Source organism: Providencia sp. PROV040 (assembly GCF_032706145.1).
Lineage (GTDB): Bacteria > Pseudomonadota > Gammaproteobacteria > Enterobacterales > Enterobacteriaceae > Providencia > Providencia hangzhouensis.
The window spans coordinates 2604678-2624664 of the sequence record NZ_CP120530.1; the positions used below are offsets into that span (position 1 = coordinate 2604678).

At 41.7% G+C, this 19987-nt stretch carries 18 protein-coding genes and 1 pseudogene; 7 read left to right on the forward strand and 12 right to left on the reverse strand.

The window, feature by feature from the left end; genetic code table 11:
- Window positions 1-170 precede the first annotated feature (170 nt).
- The 3 genes and pseudogenes from P3L40_RS11915 to aspS form a co-directional block, all read right to left on the reverse strand.
- On the reverse strand, window positions 171-914 hold the full coding sequence (locus tag P3L40_RS11915; protein ID WP_004255032.1) for a YebC/PmpR family DNA-binding transcriptional regulator: 744 nt from the start codon (window positions 912-914) through the stop codon (window positions 171-173).
- Window positions 915-944: 30 nt separating this feature from the next.
- Window positions 945-1376, reverse strand: a pseudogene (nudB, locus tag P3L40_RS11920) (dihydroneopterin triphosphate diphosphatase).
- 5 nt (window positions 1377-1381) lie between these two features.
- Entirely contained in the window at window positions 1382-3151 is a 1770-nt protein-coding gene (aspS, locus tag P3L40_RS11925) for an aspartate--tRNA ligase (protein WP_004255040.1), read from the reverse strand.
- Between the two features lie 512 nt (window positions 3152-3663).
- On the opposite strand from aspS, the gene P3L40_RS11930 reads away from it, so the two are divergent.
- From P3L40_RS11930 to cmoB, 5 genes are all read left to right on the forward strand, one after another.
- Window positions 3664-3987 carry a DUF4377 domain-containing protein gene (locus tag P3L40_RS11930; RefSeq protein ID WP_004255044.1) on the forward strand — a complete coding sequence of 108 codons (324 nt, stop codon included), beginning with the start codon at window positions 3664-3666 and terminating at the stop codon, window positions 3985-3987.
- Window positions 3988-4094: 107 nt separating this feature from the next.
- Window positions 4095-4499 carry an NUDIX hydrolase gene (locus tag P3L40_RS11935; protein ID WP_004255045.1) on the forward strand — a complete coding sequence of 135 codons (405 nt, stop codon included), beginning with the start codon at window positions 4095-4097 and terminating at the stop codon, window positions 4497-4499.
- A 150-nt stretch (window positions 4500-4649) separates the two neighbouring features.
- A complete protein-coding gene (locus P3L40_RS11940) occupies window positions 4650-5048 on the forward strand; it encodes an MAPEG family protein (protein WP_004255048.1) in 399 nt (132 codons plus the stop codon).
- Window positions 5049-5179: 131 nt separating this feature from the next.
- Complete coding sequence (cmoA, locus tag P3L40_RS11945; protein ID WP_004255051.1) at window positions 5180-5929, forward strand: carboxy-S-adenosyl-L-methionine synthase CmoA; 750 nt, start codon at window positions 5180-5182, stop codon at window positions 5927-5929.
- 2 nt (window positions 5930-5931) lie between these two features.
- Window positions 5932-6903 (forward strand): tRNA 5-methoxyuridine(34)/uridine 5-oxyacetic acid(34) synthase CmoB, encoded by a 972-nt coding sequence (gene cmoB / locus P3L40_RS11950; protein ID WP_096864852.1) that lies wholly within the window; start codon window positions 5932-5934, stop codon window positions 6901-6903.
- A gap of 55 nt (window positions 6904-6958) precedes the next feature.
- On the opposite strand, the gene P3L40_RS11955 is transcribed toward cmoB, so the two are convergent.
- From P3L40_RS11955 to P3L40_RS11975, 5 genes are all read right to left on the reverse strand, one after another.
- Window positions 6959-7735 carry a dimethyl sulfoxide reductase anchor subunit family protein gene (locus tag P3L40_RS11955; protein ID WP_136134774.1) on the reverse strand — a complete coding sequence of 259 codons (777 nt, stop codon included), beginning with the start codon at window positions 7733-7735 and terminating at the stop codon, window positions 6959-6961.
- 1 nt (window position 7736) lies between these two features.
- Entirely contained in the window at window positions 7737-8354 is a 618-nt protein-coding gene (locus P3L40_RS11960) for a DMSO/selenate family reductase complex B subunit (protein ID WP_096864850.1), read from the reverse strand.
- A gap of 10 nt (window positions 8355-8364) precedes the next feature.
- Window positions 8365-10788 carry a DMSO/selenate family reductase complex A subunit gene (locus tag P3L40_RS11965; protein WP_136134773.1) on the reverse strand — a complete coding sequence of 808 codons (2424 nt, stop codon included), beginning with the start codon at window positions 10786-10788 and terminating at the stop codon, window positions 8365-8367.
- Window positions 10789-11100: 312 nt separating this feature from the next.
- Entirely contained in the window at window positions 11101-11862 is a 762-nt protein-coding gene (gene cutC, locus P3L40_RS11970) for a copper homeostasis protein CutC (RefSeq protein WP_004255070.1), read from the reverse strand.
- Window positions 11863-12043: 181 nt separating this feature from the next.
- Window positions 12044-12598, reverse strand: a complete 555-nt coding sequence (locus P3L40_RS11975) for a VOC family protein (RefSeq protein ID WP_136134771.1) — start codon at window positions 12596-12598, stop codon at window positions 12044-12046.
- Between the two features lie 165 nt (window positions 12599-12763).
- Between P3L40_RS11975 and argS the strand changes: the two genes are divergently transcribed.
- Entirely contained in the window at window positions 12764-14494 is a 1731-nt protein-coding gene (gene argS, locus P3L40_RS11980) for an arginine--tRNA ligase (RefSeq protein ID WP_004255076.1), read from the forward strand.
- A gap of 20 nt (window positions 14495-14514) precedes the next feature.
- Here argS and P3L40_RS11985 read toward each other — a convergent pair whose 3' ends face one another.
- From P3L40_RS11985 to rimJ, 4 genes are all read right to left on the reverse strand, one after another.
- Entirely contained in the window at window positions 14515-15087 is a 573-nt protein-coding gene (locus tag P3L40_RS11985) for a helix-turn-helix transcriptional regulator (protein ID WP_004255079.1), read from the reverse strand.
- Window positions 15088-15130: 43 nt separating this feature from the next.
- Window positions 15131-15367, reverse strand: a complete 237-nt coding sequence (locus P3L40_RS11990) for a hypothetical protein (protein ID WP_136134770.1) — start codon at window positions 15365-15367, stop codon at window positions 15131-15133.
- Between the two features lie 360 nt (window positions 15368-15727).
- A complete protein-coding gene (gene murJ, locus P3L40_RS11995; RefSeq protein WP_094962954.1) occupies window positions 15728-17266 on the reverse strand; it encodes a murein biosynthesis integral membrane protein MurJ in 1539 nt (512 codons plus the stop codon).
- Between the two features lie 83 nt (window positions 17267-17349).
- A complete protein-coding gene (gene rimJ / locus P3L40_RS12000; protein ID WP_094962953.1) occupies window positions 17350-17937 on the reverse strand; it encodes a ribosomal protein S5-alanine N-acetyltransferase in 588 nt (195 codons plus the stop codon).
- An 835-nt stretch (window positions 17938-18772) separates the two neighbouring features.
- On the opposite strand from rimJ, the gene mdtH reads away from it, so the two are divergent.
- Complete coding sequence (gene mdtH / locus P3L40_RS12005) at window positions 18773-19978, forward strand: multidrug efflux MFS transporter MdtH (RefSeq protein WP_004255096.1); 1206 nt, start codon at window positions 18773-18775, stop codon at window positions 19976-19978.
- The last annotated feature ends 9 nt before the right edge of the window (window positions 19979-19987 follow it).

Sequence of the window (19987 nt, forward strand, 5' to 3'; positions counted from 1 at the left end):
ACATTCAGAATAGTGATAATAAAGGCGAGTTATGGCACTGATACTTAGCCAAGTATAGCGAATAAAAGGAAGGAAAGCATCGAAGGCGTTAGAGAAAACAGGCTGCATCAGCCCGCTTTCTCTACGCGGATTATGCTAAATGACTAGGCCGCCATTTAGTGCCTCACAACTTACAGTGTGGCAGCGACTTCGTCAGAAATATCACCATTGTGGTAAACTTCCTGAACGTCGTCTGAATCTTCTAACATATCGATAAGACGTAACAATTTAGGCGCTGTTTCTGCATCTAACTCGGCTTTAGTTGATGGGATCATTGAGACTTCTGCAGCTTCACTGGTGAAACCCGCAGCATCTAATGCATCTTTCACTTCACCAAAAGTTTCTGGCGTTGTGTAAACATCGATTGCGCCATCATCATAAGTTTCAACATCATCAGCACCCGCTTCTAATGCCGCTTCCATGATCGCATCTTCATCAACACCAGGCGCATAGGTGATTACGCCGCGTTTAGTAAATAAGTAAGAAACAGAGCCGTCTGTACCCAAGTTACCACCCGTTTTAGTGAATGCATGACGCACCTCAGAAACAGTACGGTTACGGTTATCACTTAAACATTCAACCATAACAGCCGTTCCGCCCGGGCCATAACCTTCATAAATGATGGTTTCCATATTATCGTTATCATCATTACCAACACCACGAGCGATAGCACGGTTTAAGGTGTCACGAGTCATGTTGTTAGATAATGCTTTATCTACCGCTGCACGTAAACGTGGGTTTGTTGCGGGATCACCACCACCTAAACGCGCTGCAGTCACTAATTCACGGATAATTTTAGTGAAAATTTTACCGCGCTTAGCATCTTGTGCCGCTTTACGGTGTTTGGTGTTGGCCCATTTACTATGACCTGCCATGAAATATCTCCAAAAAACGTCAATAAATAATTAAACAGCAAATTCTAAAATAGCCTGACTGTTGCTCCAGGATTTCGTTAAGCTCGCCGCTTCATCTGGTGCTAGCCAACGATATTCGCTGTGTTACGTCAGTAATGGCATTTTTTCTTCACTTTGCACCATTTTAAACCAATGTTCTTTGCAATGCGTAACATCGGGTGCATAACGATGCCTGAAATGTGGGAAAATTTCAAAGATGATACTGTGCGACAAATCTTGCAGCTGGTTCTGTTCAACCTCAAAACCTGTTTCTTCTTTAATTTCACGACACGCCGTTTCATACGGTTTTTCATCAGGCTCCAAACTTCCAGTCACTGATTGCCAAAAGTCTGGGTCGTCTTTACGTCGTAACATAAGCACCCGTCCACTATTTTGAGCCACAATAATGACTAATACTGATTCCGGGCGCTTATATTTTTTCATTGAACTTACTCTTCGTCTTTCGCAACTACAGCGATAGCAAGTTCCGTTAATGCATCCGGGTTAGCATGGCTCGGTGCATTCGTCATTAGACACGCGGCCGCTGTTGTTTTCGGGAAAGCAATAACATCACGAATATTATCAGTTCCTGTTAACAGCATCACTAAACGGTCAAGACCAAATGCTAAGCCTGCATGTGGTGGTGTACCATATTTCAATGCATCTAATAAGAAGCCAAATTTTTCGCGTTGGTCTTCTTCATTAATACCTAAAATACTAAATACTGTTTGTTGCATTTCGTTGCGGTGAATACGGACTGAACCACCGCCAACTTCGTAGCCATTGATGACCATATCATACGCATTAGCAACGGCTTCTTCAGGTTTACTCGCCAGTTCTTCAGGTGAGAAATCTTTAGGAGACGTAAATGGATGGTGCATCGCAGTTAACCCGCCTTCACCATTATCTTCAAACATTGGGAAATCAATCACCCACAGTGGCTGCCAGCTATTTAAATCGGTTAATTCAAAGTCACGACCGACTTTCAAGCGTAGCGCACCCATTGAATCGGTCACCACATTTTTCGCGCCCGCGCCGAATAACAAGATATCGCCATCAACGGCACCAGTACGGTCTAATAACTGGTTAATCACGTCTTCACTCAAGAATTTTGCAACTGGACTTTGAATACCGTCAAGGCCTTTAGCTCGCTCGTTGACTTTCATCCAAGCCAAGCCTTTCGCACCATAAATACCAACAAATTGACCATATTCGTCGATTTGTTTACGGGTCATAGCTGCGCCACCGGGGACTTTCAGAGCCGCAACACGACCTTTCGGATCGTTTGCTGGGCCTGAGAACACCGCAAATTCAACATCTTTTACGATATCCGCAACATCCACCAGCTCCATTGGGTTACGTAAGTCTGGTTTATCTGAACCATAACGACGCATAGCTTCCGCAAAGGTCATGATTGGGAAGTTGCCTAAATCAACCCCTTTTACCTCTAACCATAAATTACGGATCATACGTTCCATAATTTCACGCACTTGCTCTGCGGTCATGAACGAGGTTTCAACATCGATTTGGGTGAATTCAGGTTGACGGTCCGCACGTAGGTCTTCATCACGGAAGCATTTTACGATTTGATAATAACGGTCAAAACCTGACATCATCAGCAATTGTTTAAATAATTGTGGTGATTGTGGTAATGCGTAAAATTTACCTTTATGAACACGGCTTGGTACTAAATAGTCACGAGCACCTTCTGGCGTTGCTTTGGTTAGCATTGGCGTTTCAACGTCCAAGAACCCTTCTTTATCCATAAAGTTACGAACAAAGCTGGTGATTTTAGCACGCGTACGCAGACGGTCAGACATCTCTGGGCGACGTAAATCTAAATAACGATATTTTAAACGACGCTCTTCTGTATTTGTTTGGTTGCTATCTAACGGCAGTGGCTCTGACTTATTAAAAACATTCAGTTCTTCAGCAAAAACTTCAATTTCGCCCGTTGCCATGTCTTTATTTTTTTGGCTATCTGGACGTGCGCGTACTGTCCCTGTGATTTGGATACAGAACTCATTACGCAGCTCTGACGCTTTTTCAAATATGTCTTTACGATCGGGATCGAAGAAAACTTGCACGATACCTTCACGGTCACGCATATCGATAAAAATCAAACCACCTAAATCGCGGCGGCGGTTTACCCATCCACTAAGAGTGACCTTTTGGCCTTCGTGAGCGATGTTTAACTGCCCACAATAATTAGTACGCATACAATATCCTTTTACTCAGCTGTTGTGCTTTTGCTTGCTGCGGGATTTTGGCATTTTGCTGAACCCTATTTATTTGCGAAACACGGGCTGAAAATTCAGAATGTCAAAAAGGCAGACATTATACAGGAAATTCTGTTAGACAAATAGTTACGTATTCTACATAACGCGTAAACCATTTTGTTTTTAATCATATTTTCATCAATTATTGTTTTACTAATCAACAATAATAAAATTGAATAGCGAGATAGACGTCTATCACGATGATCCTATCGATTTTAAGGGACTATCCGCACCATGTACATATTGCAGCAAAGGTTTATTTCATCAGTTTGAAGCCTTTTTGAGCAAAAAAATCACCACTTAATGCATTCCAATTCAATTATTGATTAATAAATACCTCTTTAATCATTAATCTTTCTATTTCAGAATCGTTACCTTTTTCAGTTTGCTATAATCAAAAATATATAGATATAACGCTGAATTAATCATCATCTGCAGTTTAAGGATTGCCCATGAAAAAATTTTTACTTGCCACTTCCATGTTCGTACTACTCGCTGGATGCCAAAACATGAAACCCGCAGAGACTGATAATACAAAAACTTTTTATATTGATTCTTCACTTGCTGATTGTATGGGCGTTGCCCCAATGAAGTGTATGAAAGTGAAAGAAAACCCAAGTGATGACTGGCAACTTTTTTATAGCTCAATTCAAGGCTTCGAATATCAACCAGGCTTCTCTTATACTGTACAAGTGAAGCAATTCGATGTACCTAACCCACCGGCTGATGCCCCAAGTATTCGTTATGAATTGATAAAAATCGTTGAAAAGAAATAGCATTTAAAAATTTAATTTAAGTCATTAAGTAATTTTATCAGTTTACTTAATGACTCACTTATAACCATAATTATTTTATCATCAGTAAATAATAGAGTGACCCTATTATGAGTGTTAAAATCATCGATAAGCTTGGGTTAATCACCCTATCAGATCACAAAATTGCGATGGTGCGTTCCCATAATAAAAGTTTGTTTTATATACCCGGTGGAAAACGCGAACAAGGTGAGACGGATGTACAAGCACTCTGCCGTGAGATTGCCGAAGAATTAAAACTCGACTTAGTTATCAGTTCTATCCGGTTTTATGGCGAGTTTATTGGCCCTGCTGATGGAAAATCAGATGGAACGCAAGTCCGTATTCGTTGCTACTTTGCGGACTATAGAGGCGAACCCCATCCTGCTGCTGAGATTGCCGAATTGGATTGGTTTAGCATTAACGATTTACCTCGCTGCTCAAGCACGGCAGTGACCATTCTGTCACAATTAAAAAAAGACGGATTAATTCAATAAAGCATATATGATTACTTAAAAAAGTTGTGATTTCATTTGTCGAACGGCTTTTTAGGATTTACAATTCACCAAATATTGTTAATACCCATTACTATAACTTATATTTTTAGGTGTTTTCATAGTTTGATTCGTTTTATGGTGGAGTAAAAAATGGTCAGCTCTTTGTACGCTGTACTGGGTGCCTTACTGCTGCTTAGATTATCCTTAAATGTTGTGAAGCTGCGTAATCAATACCGTATAGCTTATGGTGATGGCGGTTTTTATGAGTTGCAAACCGCAATCCGCGTTCATGGTAATGCCATCGAATACATTCCCATCTCTTTAATTTTATTGCTTTTAATGGAAATGAATGGCGCACAAGTGTGGATGATTCATATTTGTGGCTTGATCTTAATTGCAGGGCGAATACTGCACTCTTATGGTTTAAAAAATCACGACTACTCATATCGCCGTTCAGGCATGGTAGCAACTTACCTTGCTATGGCGCTGATGGTTATCGCCAATACTTATTACCTACCTTGGCTACAAATCGTTTCATTTAATCTTTAGCTTTTATTCTCTGTAACGGCACGAATTATTAATGTGCCGCTCATTATTTCATTGCTTATGGATTGATTTTCAGTAGACTGCCTTTCTGATACAATCCTTCCCTACTTTTGTTTTTGATTAATACAGAACTTATGTCAAACTCGGATCCAACCTCAAAAGACCGCCTTTTCTCTGCGCCTATCGCTAACCTTGGTGACTGGCAATTCGATGAAAAAGTTGCTGAAGTATTCCCTGATATGATCCAACGCTCCGTGCCAGGGTACTCTAATATTATTACGATGATTGGCATGCTAGCGGGTCGCTTTGTCAAACCCAACAGCCATGTTTACGATTTAGGCTGCTCTTTAGGTGCAGCAACCTTATCGATAAGGCGTAATATTACAGTAGAAAAAAGCAAAATTATTGCTGTTGATAACTCCCCTGCAATGGTTGAACGTTGCCGCCGCCATATTGATGCCTATCGTGCTGACACACCGGTTGAAGTTATAGAAGGTGATATTCGTGATGTAAATATTGAAAACGCCTCTATGGTTGTGCTCAATTTTACTTTGCAGTTTCTCAACCCAGAAGATCGCCAATTATTACTCAGTAAAATTTATCAAGGGCTACAACCCGGCGGTATTTTAGTCCTTTCTGAGAAATTTAACTTCGAAGATAAAGAAATCGGTGAGTTATTATTCAATATGCATCACGACTTCAAACGGGCGAATGGCTATAGCGAATTAGAAATCAGCCAAAAACGTAGCATGTTAGAAAACGTGATGCTCACAGATTCTGTTGAAGCACATAAAGCGCGTTTAAAAAATGCAGGTTTTACTCACTGTGAAGTTTGGTTCCAGTGTTTTAATTTTGGTTCACTGTTAGCGGTTAAAGAGGCCTAAGCATGATTGATTTTGGTCGTTTTTACCAACAAATTGCGGTTGGCCCCCTAAGTCATTGGCTTGAAACGCTTCCGGCACAACTTTCAGCATGGAAAAAACAAGGGTTACACGGTGGTTTTTCTTCATGGGAAAAAATGCTAGATAACCTGCCAGTAATGGTCCCTACTGATTTGGATTTACGCAACAGCGTGACTGCTACACGTGAACCCGAGCTCACAGCCGGTGAAACTCGGCGCCTGAATAATATTCTTGAACAATTAATGCCATGGCGTAAAGGCCCTTTTTCTCTCTATGGTGTGAATATTGATACCGAATGGCGCTCTGACTGGAAATGGGATCGCGTATTACCCCATATTTCATCACTAAAGGACCGTTATGTCTTAGATGTCGGTTGCGGCAGTGGCTATCACATGTGGCGTATGTTAGGGCAAGATGCCAAATTTGTTGTCGGTATCGACCCAACTGAATTATTTTTATGCCAATTTGAGGCGGTGAGAAAATTATTGGGCGATGACCAACGTGCGCACTTATTGCCTTTAGGTATCGAACAACTGCCAGAGTTAAAGGCATTTGATACTGTGTTTTCAATGGGTGTACTTTATCACCGCCGTTCACCTCTTGACCATTTGTGGCAACTTAAGAACCAATTAGTGAGCGAAGGTGAATTGGTTTTAGAGAGTCTAGTTATTGAGGGGGATGAATTTCAGTGTTTGATCCCCGGTGACCGTTATGCTCAAATGCGTAATGTCTATTTTATTCCCTCCGCTAAAATGCTCAAAGTTTGGTTAGAAAAATGTGGTTTTGTTGATGTCCGGATTGTTGACCAAGAAGTGACCTCTTTGGAAGAGCAACGCCGCACACAATGGATGAAAACAGATTCATTGGCTGAATTTTTAGACCCTAATGATAAAACCAAAACTATCGAGGGCTACCCTGCACCATTACGCGCTATTTTAGTTGCTCGTAAACCATAAAAAAATGCCTATGGCAATTACGTCGTAGGCATTTTATTTCATTTTTATCAAGATATTACATTGTTATTTGCCATAAATTATAGAAGGCAATTCGGCCAGCTAACTCCGCTAAAATAACGGCTAGCGCACATAAGCCTAATATTACAGATGAGTTTCTTCCGCGATATAATAGAGCCGGATAAACGAACAGCATCACCGCTAATACGACTAACTGGAAGCTCCAAAAACCAGCTTGTTCAGCGCTAATCTCTGGTCCTGTTTCGCCTAAAAATGACACATAAGCGGCACGAGTGGCAAAAATAATAATTGAACCAATCAAAAATGTCATCGCCCCTAACCGCTGAGCACCGAATAGAATAGCCAATGCGCCACCAGCAACTAACAGAGTCATCCACATTTGTACGGTTGTGAAAACAGTAAACCAATTGGCTACCGTCGCAATATTATACACTTGAGGAATTGACCAGACGAATGCCAAACCAAAAATAACCGTGGCAACATTGCACAGTTCACTTAGCGCTTTATTTTTAATAAACAAGGTGAATAATAAAGTTGCAGCCCCAAAAGCAACAAAAATACCACTAAGCAAAGCTTCATTACTCATTGGTGAACGGCCTACACCTAAAAGCATATTAAAGAAGCGCAGAGGCTGCCCAACGTGTAGCCCACCGATGACTAGCGCAATGATCATAATGACAAATGCCGCTATATTGGCATGACGCAATTGGGTTTCGCTCAACATGCCCAGTTTTCGGCTCGCATATACCAATAAATATAAACCTGCTGCCGACTGCCCCAATACGGTGAAAAAAACGAGTGGAAGTTCGTGCATGTTATACCTCTGCTGGGTTTTGTAATTTACCGCTCTTGTCACCACAAGGTTTAGCATCCTTGTGCGGCTTAATGACAATATTAGGATTAGTAAGAGCTGGGTTTGGCATGGGGGCAATCCCACTAATATTGCCATGGCGCTCGCGAAGAATGTTGATATCGTCAAAGTCCAATGCGCGTTGTGGACAAGATTCAACACAAACAGGTTTCATCCCTTTTTCGACCCGCTCATAGCACCCATCGCATTTACTCATCAATTTTTTCTTTTCGTCATACTGTGGTGCGCCGTATGGACAACGTAGTTCGCAGTAACGGCACCCGACACAAATGGTTTGGTCTACTACTACTAACCCATCTTGTTCACGTTTATGCATTGCACCGGTTGGGCAACCTGCAACACAGGTAGGGTTAGAACAATGATTACAAGAAATTGATAGATAGTAACTATAAACATTCTGTTGCCATATCCCCTCTTGCTGTTGCCAACTTCCACCACCAAACTCGTATACCCGACGGAATTTAGGCCCTAAATCAAGGTCCTTTTCATCCTTACAACTCACCTGACACGTTTTACAACCTGTGCATTTTGTTGAGTCAAAATAAAAACCATACTGTTTCATTCGTCACTCCTTATGCACGTTTCACGTCAACTAAGTTAGTATGTTGCGGATTTCCTTTAACGAGAGCGGAAGGCTGCTGTGTGGTGAGTGTATTAATACAGCCACCAATATCGACCCCCTCTTCATTGACTTCTCGCCAAGCACCTTGCGGAACTGCAATCACACCGGGTAATACGCGTTCTGTCACTTTTGCTTTAATATGCATACATCCACGGTCATTGAAAATTTCAGTCACATCACCATCTTGAATACCACGAGCAGACGCATCAATTGGGTTAATCCAATACTGGTGCGGAACGGCTTCGCGTAGCATCGCAATATTAAAATATGAAGAATGCGCATGGCCTTTATCGTGATAGCCAGTCATTTGCAGCGGGTATTTTTGTTTAGCTTGCTTGTTTTCGACGCCTTCAGTATTTACACAATATTCAGGCACAGCAGGTATTCGCTGGTCAGCAGGGTAATCCCACTCTTTCGCTATCTTAGCGAGCCTTTCTGAATAAATTTCAATTTTACCCGATGGTGTTGGTAATGGTGAGGTTTCAGGTGAATCTCTGAATGGTTTTAAAGCAATATAATCTGCACTATTCGCCAATTTTCTATCAACAATTCCCATGTCATTCGTTTCTTCGAACGTTGGCAAATGTGGATTTTTTTCTCGCATCAAGTTATAGCAATGTTCTATCCACTGCTCATGTGTACGGCCTTCGGTAAATTGGTCTTTAATACCCAGTTTTTCAGCGATATCAGTTAAAACATCATAAGATTGGCGACATTCCCATAATGGCGTAATCGCATTTTGTAGGCGGATAGCATAATGGTAAGCACCACTGGCATACGAGTTATTAATTAAATCATTCGATTCAACACTGGTCACATCAGGTAAAATTAAATCCGCATATTTAGTCGATGGCGTCATATGCGTATCCCAAACCAAAATAAATTCACATAGGGACTCATCCGTTAGAATTTTGTGGGTTTTATTTAAGTCAGAATGTTGGTTACCCGTGACATTACTCGCATAGTGCCATAAAAACTTCACATTGGTTTCAAGTCGTTCTTTACCGAGCAGTGTCGAGTTTGTCGCGGTCATTTCGGTACCGCGCGCTATCGCATCTGTCCACATAAAACACGGAATTTTGGTTTTAACTGGGTTTGGAATAGCAAAACCTGGCACAGAATACGCCACGTTTCCTCCCCATCCTCCGGCATTCGTTCCTGGGCGTCCAATATGTCCCGTGACAATGGGTAACATCATCACAGCCCGTGCAGCTTGTTCACCTGATGCCGTTCTTTGTAACCCCCAACCTTGAGAAATCCACGCGGCTTTTGCATTACCCAGCTCACGAGCCAGTTGAATAATACGAGCTGGTGAGACGCCTGTAATTTGGCTAGCCCACTGCGGCGTTTTTTCAATACCATCATCACCGAGCCCTAAAATATAATCCTTATAGGAACCATTTTTTGGTGCGGACTCAGGGAGTGTCTGACTATCCCAACCCACACAGTATTGAGCTAAAAAGGCTTCATCCGTTAATTGTTCTTTAATTAATGTATGGATAATCGCAGCGACAAGCGCACCGTCAGTGCCCGGATAAATCGGGATCCATTCAGCACCTAGTGTTGTCACGCTATCAGTACGACGTGGGTCAATAATAATGACTTTAGCTTGGCTTTTTTCCAACGCTTTTAAGGTTTCGTAGAATTGCCCACCACCGGACATCCGTGTTTCCGCGATATTATGGCCAAACATGACGACTAAATCGCTATTGGCTATTTCAGATAACAGCGAATCATCCAACTTGCCATAAACATACGGAATAACACCGTTTATTTGTGCGGTTGAGTAGGTTCCATGTTGGTCAAGAAACCCACCTAATTGGCTTAATAACCGCTTGCAAGCATTACGTCCTTGTAAATTAGCACCGGTAGATCCTGAACCATACTGATAATAAATCGCTTCATTGCCATATGTATCAATAGTTGAGCGCAATTTTTGTGCCACTATCGTCGTCGCTTCATCCCAACTGATCCGTTTAAACTTGCCTTCTCCCCGTTTACCTGTACGTAATAATGGGTATTTCAAGCGGTCTGGGTTATAGGTTTTCCAGCGAACAGAGCGCCCTCTCAAACAAGGACGTATTTGATGTAAACCAAACTGAGTGTCGTCATACATGGTTTCATTCGATATACGAGTAATGACGTCATCTTTCACATGTACTTTAAGTGGGCAACGACTGCCACAATTAACTAAGCATGCGCTGTATTTGATTTTTTCACTGACTTCATCTGGTTGAATTGTGATGGTTGGTGTTGCTTGAGCGGAAAAAGGTAGTGAGATGGAGCTGGCGATAGCCGTTGTTGTAGCGATAGAGGCAGAAGTTTGGATAAACTGTCGCCTACTCAGCGCTTTTTCCCTGATTTTATTGATCATTACATTGCTACCTTATTAATTATTATAAATTGAATTACTTAGTATTCTTATAGTAATTAGATAGTAGCCTTATAAAAAAAGTGGTTAATTGACATGCATCAACACAAGCAATAATTAAGCTATTAATGATAAATAAATCATATTATTAGTATTTCTATCGACTATTTTAGCAATAATTAACTGCATGGTAGCTAATAAACACTAAGAAAAACCAACTAATTGATTTTCCTTAGTGAATAACAATCTATTTAAAATTTCCATATCAAAGCCGTGCAGGTAAATAGTAAAGCTGCGTATTATGGCTAGCGGCAATTAAACGGAAACTTTTTCTGTAATAGAAATAAAGTCCTTCATCGCTTCTACTGTAGGGCCATCCACACAATAGTGAGTAAATTCATCGGTTTCGCTATTAGAAGCCATTGTAACGCCTACTTTGCGGTAACTCATGGTTGATGGTACCGTTTTCCCTGCGGAACTGTGTACCTCAGATAAACCGATTTCCATGAATTTACTGAGGTTAGCTAAACGTACGCCCGCACCCGCCATAATTTGTGGGCCATTGATTTGCTGGCTTTTTTCATGTAACTCTTTCAAGAGAGGTAAGCCCAACTCCGCGCTTTGTTGCTGCCCAGAAGTTAAAATGCGAGCCACGCCGAGTTCCTTTAATTGTTCTAAAGCTAACGATGGGTTAATACACATATCAAATGCGCGGTGGAAAGTAATATTCATCCCTTGAGCTATTTCCATCAACGTTTGCATCCTGTTGATATCAATACGCCCTTCGCTATCCAATATACCGATAACGGCACCTGAAAAGCCCATTTCCTTAATCATGATTAAATCTTCACGGATCACATCAAACTCACTGATGTTATAGCAAAAATCGCCACCACGAGGACGAATAATAGGATGAACTGGAATATGTAGTTTCTCTTTCGCTAATTTCAGGTAACCATAACTGGGTGTCAGACCACCATCAGCGGCGCCAGAGCACAGTTCGATACGATCTGCACCATATTCTTGAGCCACTTGGGCACATTCAATTCCGAAACAACAGATTTCCAGTTTTGCCATGACAACCTCCGAAATAGAGCAATAAAACACTGGCTTTATGTGCCCAAAAAATAATGAAAGATTTAATGTTAAACGTTAACAATTCGCCTAATAATGCCATTTATCAAAAAATGTTATCGGATAGATATCACACCGCCAAAAGTTAACGGGTACTATTGATCAATAACGTTAATTACATCACTTATTTTTCACTTTCAATTATCTTTTTTAGCGGGAATGGATGGTATTTAACTGTTATCTCACCATTTGACACTGCTAATGTTGGATTTGGCAACCTTTCTTGCTGCCCTTTGGGTTGGCTCATTTTAATGCTATACCCTTGGGGTAAAGGTTCAGGTAACAACTGCAATGCTGCGGTTTCTAGCTGATTCGGCTCAACATCTATTACCATTTCGATGTGTTCCCAACTTTCTTTCGAGTAAATTTTGTCCTTTGGAAAAGGCAACTCAATGATAAATACATCTTGACCCGCGATATTTAATGGCTCACTTAGCTCATATAAACGAATCGGTCGGCCATTAATTATATTATCAGATAAAAGTTGGGCACATTGCATTAACCCTTGGTGCCAACGTTCTGCAGTTGTAATATGATGACAACGCACTGAAATATGGTCAATCGGAAAGGATGACAATAATACGTTTATCTCTTGCGCCATCTGTTGTAATTTACCTATGAATATAGGTAGGTCATCCCATAAATCTTGTAATTGCGAAATTTTGCTAAACTGTGGCACTTAACGCCCCCTTTACAAAAACTTATCTGCTAAACAGTGGCGCAGACTGTAGCATGAGAGCCCCAAAATGTGGTATAAAACCTGCCGATTTTTCTCTTCCACCTTTTAGTTATGCGCATGTGATGGCACAATGCGGTAACTATGTTCGTAATTTAAGGTAATTCGGTGAATATTCAGGCGATTCTTTCAGATAAAATTAGTGCTGCGATGTTAGCAGCGGGTGCTCCAGAAGACAGTGATGCACTTGTGCGTCAATCCGCTAAAGCTCAGTTTGGTGATTACCAAGCCAATGGAGTGATGGGCGCTGCTAAAAAGATGGGGATAGCTCCGCGACAACTGGCTGAACAGCTTGTTAATCACTTAGATTTGGAAGGGATTGCCAGCAAAGTTGAAATTGCAGGCCCCGGCTTTATTAATATTTTCCTTGAGCCGGCTTGGGTTGAAAAGCATGTTGAAGAGGCATTGGCTTCCCAGCGCTTAGGCATCGCGCCCGTCAAGCCTGAAACGATTGTCATTGACTATTCTGCGCCTAATGTCGCGAAACAAATGCACGTAGGCCACTTACGCTCCACCATTATTGGTGATGCTGCGGCACGCACTCAAGAATTTATTGGTCATAAAGTCATCCGTGCCAACCACGTCGGTGATTGGGGTACGCAATTTGGTATGTTAATTGCCTATCTTGAGAAAGTTCAAAATGAAGATGCCACAGATATGGCACTTGCCGACCTCGAAGAATTTTATCGCGAAGCCAAAAAACACTACGACGAAGATGAAGAATTCGCAGTCCGCGCTCGTGGCTACGTTGTGAAACTGCAATCCGGTGATGAATATTGTCGTCAAATGTGGCGCAAATTAGTGGATATCACTATGCAGCAAAACCAAGAAACCTATCGCCGTTTAAATGTCACTTTAACCGAAGATGACGTGATGGGCGAAAGCTTATATAACAGTATGCTACCCGGTATTGTTGCAGACTTAAAAGCCAAAGGTTTAGCTGTCGAGAGTGAAGGCGCGACGGTTGTTTTTCTCGACGAATTTAAAAATAAAGAAGGCGAACCAATGGGCGTGATCGTCCAGAAAAAAGATGGTGGCTTCTTGTACACAACAACTGATATTGCCTGTGCGAAATACCGTTATGAAACCCTTCATGCTGACCGCTCACTTTACTATATTGACTCTCGCCAACATCAACATTTAATGCAAGCATGGACCATCGTCCGTAAAGCAGGTTATATCCCTGAATCAATGGCACTTGAGCACCACATGTTCGGTATGATGCTAGGTAAAGATGGCAAACCATTTAAGACTCGTACAGGTGGTACCGTTCGTTTATCAGACTTACTGGATGAAGCGGTTGAACGTGCTCAAGCGCTGATCCGTGAGAAAAACCCAGATATGCCTGAAGATGAATTGCTCAATGTCGCAAATGTTGTCGGTATTGGTGCCGTTAAATACGCTGACTTGTCCAAAAACAGAACGACAGATTATATTTTCGATTGGGACAACATGTTAGCTTTCGAAGGAAATACCGCTCCGTATATGCAGTATGCGTATACTCGAGTGGCTTCTATTTTCAAGAAAGCCAATTTAACCCATGCAGACTTAACTCTGCCTATTTCATTACAAGACCCACGTGAAATTGCGCTTGCGACACGTTTGTTACAGTTTGAAGAAACCATTCTAACTGTTGCTCGTGATGGTACACCTCATGTGATGTGTGCTTATTTATATGAACTAGCTGGTTTATTCTCAGGCTTTTATGAGCACTGCCCTATCTTGTCAGCCGATGACGAAGCTCAGCGCCAAAGCCGCTTGAAATTGGCTGCATTAACGCAAAAAACACTAAAAACGGGCTTAGATACTCTAGGTATTGAAACCGTTGAAAGAATGTAATCAAATCAATAAATAGTCTATTAACGGTTCACTTTGGTGAGCCGTTTTTGTTTGCGCTGTTTCGCTAATTTTGTTGTTCGTTTTTGTAATTCATCGATATATTCATTTGCGCAATTACGGAGTACTAAGTTCCATTTACAAAGTATTTTTGCTTGTTCATAAAGTTCAGGGTTATTCGACAAACGGTTATTCTGTTGTAGCCAATCAGCAACACTCGCCCAGTCCCATAACGGGGATGTCCCTTTCAAACGTTGTACGGGTGTAGGGAAATGGCCTTTACCTCGAGCCCCATCTTTCAGCAAAGCCACTGCTTGACGGGTTAGCCCTGTCAATTCTGCAATATCACTTAACCCAACCAAAGCGGAATCAATAGATTCCACTTTTATATTCAGCGATGTACTTTCAACATCTGTAATCGCAGTTTCAATTGCAAGATCAAAAGATTCCGCTTCCCTATCAAATTCTAAATAAACCGATTTACCATAAAAGCACACCAATGCATCGCAACAGCCTGCGGCGAATAAGGTATCAACTAAGCCTTCCGTATCAGCAGTCACACCCGATAGTGTTAATGTGAAAGTAAATAGCGCCATAATTTCCCCATCTTACATAAATAAGCGGCCTAAGCCGCTTGGATTAACCTAAAAGAGCAATGCAGTGATTCACTTTACGTATTATCTGTTTAGCATGCACTTCCATAACTTTTGGCGTTGACCAGACAGTCATCATATGTGTTTTGTGTTCACCCACTGCGTTACCACAGCGTAACTTGCAGAAAGTATGTGATGAGTTTCCTGCTGTAACCCAGACCCAGCCATTTTCTATCGCATATTCAATAGCTGCCTGAACATGCTTATTTGGGTGTTTTTTCATCGACCTCCTTGATACATAACATAGCCATTCCGTTGACATCAGTCAACAAATAATATTCAATAAATTGAATACTCCCCTGAAATTAATTGCTGTCACAACAACCCAGTAAATATACCCCAGAAATAGAGCCGGATATTATTTTTATCAATGAAAACAATTAATTGAAATTTCATGAAATAATTTTGAAATTAATAATTCAGTTATAAAGAGAATAAATTTGAGTAGATAATTAGAAATTGAAGGGAAAGGATTTATGCCTGCTGGCACCTTAACTACGTAGATTACAGAGATAAAAAAGCCCAATTTTATGAGCTCTCCTCATTAAAATTGGGCTTTTAAGGTCATTGACATACTTATTAATTAGGCAATACTGCGTTTCATAAAATCACGAGGGCGGAACCCGAGCACGTATAAAGCAACAAAATAACTTCCCGCACCAACAATCACGACGCCTATCAAACGTAGCATACGCATCAGCATATTACCTTCTTGCCAAGACGGCATAAAATGTAAGACACCAAATAGCACGGCACCCATTACAATTAACGCTATCAATAGTTTAACGATAAACCCTTTCCAGCCCGCTAAAGGCTGAAAAATATCTTGCTTGCGCAATTGCCAATAGAGAACTCCCGCATTAAAACAGGCAGCTAACCCAATGGATAAAGCTAAACCTGCATGTTGTAATGGCCCGATAAAGGCTAAGTTCATCAGTTGCGTTAAGATTAACGTGACAATCGCAATTTTCACTGGGGTACGAATATCTTGGCGTGAATAAAAACCTGGTGCCAAAATTTTCACCAAAATCATCCCAGTTAACCCAACACAATAGGCAATTAAGGCATATTGTGTCATAAGTGAGTCATGCGCCGTAAAATTACCGTATTGGAATAAAGATACGGTTAATGCTTCAGAGAGTATCGCCAACCCTAACGCACAAGGTAGTGCCAGTAGCAGACAAAGGCGTAACCCCCAATCCATCAAGTGACGATATTCGTTTTGGTTGCCACTCGTAAAGCTTTTCGCAAGTGATGGCAATAAAATCGTTCCAAGAGCTACTCCAAGTACCCCTGATGGTAACTCCATTAGCCTATCGGCGTAGTACATCCATGATACTGAACCAGATTGTAAAAAAGAGGCAAATATCGTATTGATAATCAAAGAAATTTGCGCGACAGAAACCCCGATAATAGCGGGACCCATCATTTTCATTACACGCCAAACCCCACTATCACGAAATGATAAGCGCGGTAGCACTAACATGCCCACCTTTTTAAGGTGTGGTAGCTGATAGACCAGTTGCAAAACACCGCCAACCAGCACTGCCCATGCTAATGACATTATGGGTGGATTAAAGTATGGGGCTGCGAAAGCGGCAAAAATGATCATACTGACATTGAGCAATGTTGGCGCGAATGCAGGGACTGAGAAACGGTTCCAAGTATTCAGGATAGCCCCAGCGAGAGAGGCCAGAGAGATCAGAAAAATATAAGGGAATGTGACTCGTAAAAGATCTGTCGTCAGCGCAAATTTGTCAGCATCGTCAGTAAATCCAGGTGCAGTAACATAAATGATCCAAGGGGCGGCAATCATACCAAGGATAGTTACGATCGCTAAAGCGAGGGTTAGCATCCCAGCAATATAAGCGACGAATGTACGAGTGGCCTCTTCTCCCTGCTGATTTTTGTATTCCGCCAGTATTGGGACAAAAGCTTGTGAAAATGCACCTTCGGCAAAAATTCGACGTAAAAGATTCGGTAGCTTAAATGCGACAAAAAAGGCGTCCGCCGCGGCTCCTGCACCAAAAACTCGAGCGATAATGGCGTCGCGAATAAACCCAAGCACACGAGACATCATGGTCATGGAGCTTACTGCCGCCAACGATTTTAATAAATTCATGATTGATAGACTAAAAGAATACAATCGCATCAGTTTAACAGCGAGCGCTGCAACTGACTACGATTGAAAAGTAAATTAGGAATTTAGGCTTTATTCAGCGCCCAAGTGTTATCTGTCAATGCCGTCAATACATGGTCACGCCACTCACCATTAATTTGTAAGTATTGCTTTGCATAGCCTTCACGTTCAAAGCCAAGCTTAGTCAATAAATGACCACTACGCATATTATGAGGCATATAATTTGCCATAATTCGGTGCATTTTTTGGTGTTGTTGCATATAACGAATCGCTTGGGTTAGCGCTTCATACATTAGACCTTGTCCTTGCCATTTTTCACCTAGTGAATAGCCTAAGTAACAGGCATAAAATGAGCCGCGCAATACATTACTAAAGTTCGCTACCCCCATAACTTCGTTTTCTTCTTTATCTAATAGTAAGAAATGGAAAGCACTTCCTTCTCGATGCATTTCATTCATGACTTGTAACCGATTATGCCAGCCAGCGGGCTGGTAATGAGAGTTGTCCCTGATGGGTTCCCACGGAATTAAAAAGTCTTTATTCAGACTGTAATAATCAGCTAGTCGATAATTATCACGTTCGTAAGTCAAACGAATAACCATTCTATCAGTGACAAGACGCACTTTCGGTACATTTGAACGATAACCAAACATCGTTAACCCTTAATTAATAAAAAGCCAGATATTTTCTTTAGTTCTAAGCCAATAACTTAGAACGTTAAAGTGTAGCTTACAATTCATTCACGAAAAATATGTTACGTAAATTAAAATATGAATACATCACTAGATGCCTTCATTGTGAAGCATACTCAAGTATGTGACCCAAGGAGCCAAACGCAGTCAACACCGTCACAAAGTGAAGTATGGCCCCCTATCAATATTCTAAATAATTCGCTCTGTGACTAGGCGACCAGAGAGGATAGCTTGGGGAGCATACTCAAGTATGTGACCCAAGGAGCCGAACGCAGTCAACACCGTCACAAAGTGAAGTATGGCCCCCTATCAATATTCTAAATAATTCGCTCTGTGACTAGGCGACCAGAGAGGATAGATTGGGGAGCATACACTAGTATGTGACCCAAGGAGCCGAACGCAGTCAACACCGTCACAAAGTGAAGTATGGCCCCCTATCAATATTCTAAATAATTCGCTCTGTGACTAGGCGACCAGAGAGGATAGCTTGGGGAGCATACTCAAGTATGTGACCCAAGGAGCCGAACGCAGTCAACACCGTCACAAAGTGAAGTATGGCCCCCTATCAATATTCTAAATAATTCGCTCTGTGACTAGGCGACCAGAGAGGATAGCTTGGGGAGCATACTCAAGTATGTGACCCAAGGAGCCGAACGCAGTCAACACCGTCACAGAGTGAAGTATGACGAATATTTATCGATAAAAAAATATCATCTATCAAACCTCAATATACTGATATTATTAATAACTAATTTTAAGCATCATTCCCTCTTTGCTATTTTTCTGATGGTGTCTCATGGCGCAGGTGTCACGGGCAAGAAGCCTTGGTAAGTATTTCCTTTTGCTTGACAACATGTTGGTTGTCCTCGGCTTTTTTGTTGTTTTTCCACTTATTTCCATTCGTTTTGTTGATCAACTGGGTTGGGCCGCCGTGGTGGTGGGCTTTGCCTTAGGACTTCGTCAGTTTGTTCAACAGGGTTTAGGTATCTTTGGCGGTGCTATCGCTGACCGGTTTGGTGCGAAACCCATGATTGTTATTGGAATGCTATTACGTGCCAGTGGTTTTGCGGTGATGGCAGTGGCCCATGACCCTTGGGTTTTATGGTTATCTTGCGTCCTTTCAGCACTGGGTGGAACCTTGTTTGATCCCCCACGAACCGCATTAGTTATTAAATTAACTCGCCCTTATGAACGCGGCCGTTTTTATTCTTTACTCTTAATGCAAGACAGTGCTGGAGCCGTTATTGGCGCGTTGATTGGTAGTTGGTTATTACAATATGACTTCCATTATGTCTGCTGGGTTGGCGCTGCTGTTTTTATTATTGCTGCTATCTGTAATGCTTGGTTGTTACCTGCTTATCGAATATCAACCATCAGAACCCCTATTAAAGAAGGTATGGGTCGCGTACTAAAAGACAAACGCTTTGTGACTTATGTAGTCACTTTAGCTGGCTATTTTATGTTGTCAGTACAAGTGATGCTTATGTTTCCTATTGTTGTCAACGAGTTAGCGGGTACGCCAACTGCCGTCAAATGGATGTATGCGATTGAAGCAGCGATATCCTTAACATTGCTTTACCCTATTGCACGTTGGAGCGAAAAACATTTTCGCCTTGAGCAACGGCTCATGGCCGGGCTATTTTTAATGAGTCTCAGCATGTTTCCAATTGGCATGACAACCTCACTCAACACGCTATTTGCCCTTATTTGCCTATTTTATTTAGGTACTGTGACTGCCGACCCCGCTAGAGAAACACTAAGCGCATCACTTGCTGACCCAAGAGCCAGAGGGAGCTATATGGGCTTTAGCCGCTTAGGCCTTGCTTTAGGCGGAGCTGTCGGTTACACCGGTGGCGGCTGGATGTACGATATTGGCCACCAATGGAATATGCCACAATTACCTTGGTTCTTATTAGGGATCATCGGTTTTATCACTTTATGGGCACTGCATAAGCAATTTAACCGTAAAAAAATTGAAACAGTCATGTTGAGTGGGCAGTAATGCGCTAAA